Origin of the sequence: Microcystis sp. LE19-10.1B, from assembly GCF_027530565.1 — a bacterium.
GTDB lineage: Bacteria > Cyanobacteriota > Cyanobacteriia > Cyanobacteriales > Microcystaceae > Microcystis > Microcystis aeruginosa.
This window is the reverse complement of the sequence record NZ_JAPZQM010000551.1, coordinates 1-2,964: the sequence shown is the minus strand read 5'-3', so window position 1 is coordinate 2,964 and position 2,964 is coordinate 1. Positions and strand designations below refer to the sequence as shown.

Sequence of the window (2,964 nt, the reverse complement as noted above, 5' to 3'; positions counted from 1 at the left end):
GTCAGTTACCTAATTTTCAGGGAAAAAGTACCTGAATTTTACCCCCGATCCCTCCAATGGTCGGCACTTTTTGAGGTCAAAAAAGTCTAAAAGCCTTATCCAACAAGGTTTTTAGATTTATTCAGCAAGCCCTAGTTAAAGAAGCACACTTAACAGTTACTTGCCCCCACCGTTGAGGTGTTGCCCGATAACCATCCCGATCTTGATTAAATTTTACAATTATTAACAAACAACACAACCAACACTCCTCTGTTACTCTAATTATAACAGAGAAAACTGATGATAGAGTAGTGAACAAATCAAGTTTATTTGACCATAACGCTCGCTCGCAATTGTCCACAGGCCGCATTGGCTGCCAAACCTCTCGAATAACGGACAGTAACGGCGACTTTTTCCTGTTCTAAAATAGTTTTAAAAGCTCTGATTCTCTTTTCATCAGGCCGTTGATAATCCACCTCTTGAATGGGATTATAGGGGATTAAATTGACGTGAGATTGAAAACCTTTCACCAGTTTGGCTAATTCCCCTGCGTGTTCGGGTAAATCATTCACTCCCGCTAAAAGAATGTATTCAAATGTCACCCTTCGTCCCGTGATTTGAACGTATTCCTGACAGTCTTGAATCAAATCAGTTAGGTAATAATGGTCGGCACTGGGGATTAATTTAGCTCGAACTTGTTGATTAGAAGCATGGAGACTAACAGCAAAAGTTACTTGTAAATTATGTTCTGCTAGTTGCTTGATTTTATGGGGTAATCCCACCGTAGAAATCGTTAAACAACGCTGACCGATACCCACATCTTGATTCAGGGAATGAATCGCTGTCACCACTTCGGGAATATTTAATAAAGGTTCCCCCATCCCCATAAACACCACATGACTCACTCGTTGCTGAAAATCCTCCTGTACTGTTAACACTTGGTCAACGATTTCATACGCTTTTAAATTACGAGTAAAACCCCCTTTTCCCGTGGCACAAAAATCACAGGACATCGGACAACCCACTTGGGAAGAAACACAGACTGTTAATCTTTTTTCACTAGGAATTCCCACCGCTTCGATAATTAAACCATCCGCCAGTTTTAGCAGATATTTACGAGTGCGATCGGGTGCTACACTGCGATAATGTATAAGGGAACGACCGATAGGATAATCCGCCAGCTTGCTGCGCCATTCTTGGGGGAATACGGAAATATCCGCCAAAGAATGCACCCCTTTTTCATATAGCCATTGGTGTAATTGTTTACCCCGATAAGCGGGTTGTCCCTGGTCTTTTACCCAGTCGGTCAGTTCCTCTAAAGATTTCGCTAGTAAAGTCATAATTATTATCGTTGATCACCTTATCATTCTAGCCGATCGATCATCCCTAGTAGCAAAACCGTGACAAAATTGTATTGATTAATTGACATTTTTTCCCTTTGCTCCTTCTCTAGTCTTTGTTAGTCAATTAAATACTTAAAACTATAACTTAAGTAGGTAGGTGTTAAAAGTTTTCAGACACCCCCCTTATCAAGGGGGATCCCCCCGCCTATCGGCACCCCCCTTATCAAGGGGGGCAGGGGGGATCGGCACCCCCCTTATTAAGGGGGGCAGGGGGGATCGAACCTAAAATCCATTTTTAATTTAATTATAACCAGCTACTTAAACTTAGCCTGACGACAAAAACAAATCTAGTCTTAAGCTTGATCCTTTTTACTTTTCATTTAACCCAACTGTTCAAAGGGAACTGTCAGCGCCATAATGATCGATGGACTTCGATCGAGAACAGAAATTTTATGAGTTGCCAGCCAAAAAAGCCAATATTAGGGGATAACGAGCTATTCAGTTGTCAAAGCAATATTTAAGCGAAAATTTATGAAAATCGCTATTTTATCGCAAGACGCTTCTCTTTATTCCACCAAGCGACTGAAAGAAGCGGGAGAAGCTCAAGGCCATGAGGTACGAGTGATCAATTATTTGCGCTGTTACATGAACATCACCTCCCATAAACCCACGGTTGTTTATAACGGTAAACCCTTGGAGAGTTTCGATGCGATTATCCCCCGTATTGCCGCCTCAAAAACCTTCTATGGAACCGCAGTCGTCCGACAATTCGAGGTGATGAATGTTTTTACTGCCAACGACTCCCAAGCAATTTCCCGGTCGCGGGATAAATTGCGTTGTCTGCAAATCCTCGCTCGGGAAGGGATAGGTTTACCGGTGACGGGAATTGCTCACGCAATTGAAGATATCGATGGTTTAATCGAAACCGTCGGCGGCACCCCTCTAGTGATTAAATTATTAGAGGGAACCCAAGGTATTGGGGTAGTCTTAGCGGAAACCGACCAAGCAGCCAAGTCAGTTATTGAAGCTTTTCGGCAATTAGAAGCTAATATTCTAGTACAAGAGTACATTAAAGAGGCCAGTGGGGCAGATTTGCGCTGTTTTGTCATCGATGGAAAAGTGGTAGCCTCGATGAAGCGACAGGGGGCCGAAGGGGATTTTCGTTCTAATCTTCACCGCGGTGGCAAAGCAGAAAAGATAAAATTAACCCCAGAGGAACGCAGTACGGCTATACGGGCCACTAAAGCCATGGGTTTACGGGTTGCGGGTGTGGACTTATTACGGTCCAATCACGGGCCTGTGGTTATCGAGGTCAATTCTTCTCCCGGTTTAGAAGGAATAGAAGCGGCCACCGGTGTGGATGTGGCCAAAAAAATTATCGATTTTGTCGCTAAAAATGCCACCCTAGTCTTAAATCGCGAGCGATATCAATATTAGCCGTCAGCCTTGCATCAGTTATCAGTTATCAGTTATCAGTGGGTAAGTTATCAGTCAATAGTATGGTTCTTCGTTACTTGGTATGGTTCGATAGGGGGGCATAAATCGACTAAATCCTTATCTGGTAAGAGACTTAATTGATTAGTTCGCTCTAGATCAAAAACAATTGACAAAAATCGCTAAATGCCTTTCTATATAAGGGTTA

At 42.8% G+C, this 2,964-nt stretch carries 3 protein-coding genes; 1 reads left to right on the top strand and 2 read right to left on the bottom strand.

The genetic code is table 11. The features are described from left to right. Positions 1 to 305 precede the first annotated feature (305 nt). On the bottom strand, positions 306 to 1,319 hold the full coding sequence (gene rlmN, locus O9332_RS20025) for a dual-specificity RNA methyltransferase RlmN (protein WP_043999408.1): 1,014 nt from the start codon (positions 1,317 to 1,319) through the stop codon (positions 306 to 308). A gap of 534 nt (positions 1,320 to 1,853) precedes the next feature. On the opposite strand from rlmN, the gene rimK reads away from it, so the two are divergent. Then, on the top strand, positions 1,854 to 2,759 hold the full coding sequence (gene rimK, locus O9332_RS20020; protein ID WP_002764120.1) for a 30S ribosomal protein S6--L-glutamate ligase: 906 nt from the start codon (positions 1,854 to 1,856) through the stop codon (positions 2,757 to 2,759). Between the two features lie 50 nt (positions 2,760 to 2,809). On the opposite strand, the gene O9332_RS20015 is transcribed toward rimK, so the two are convergent. Continuing rightward, on the bottom strand, positions 2,810 to 2,932 hold the full coding sequence (locus O9332_RS20015) for a hypothetical protein (protein WP_288027086.1): 123 nt from the start codon (positions 2,930 to 2,932) through the stop codon (positions 2,810 to 2,812). Between the last annotated feature and the right edge of the window lie 32 nt (positions 2,933 to 2,964).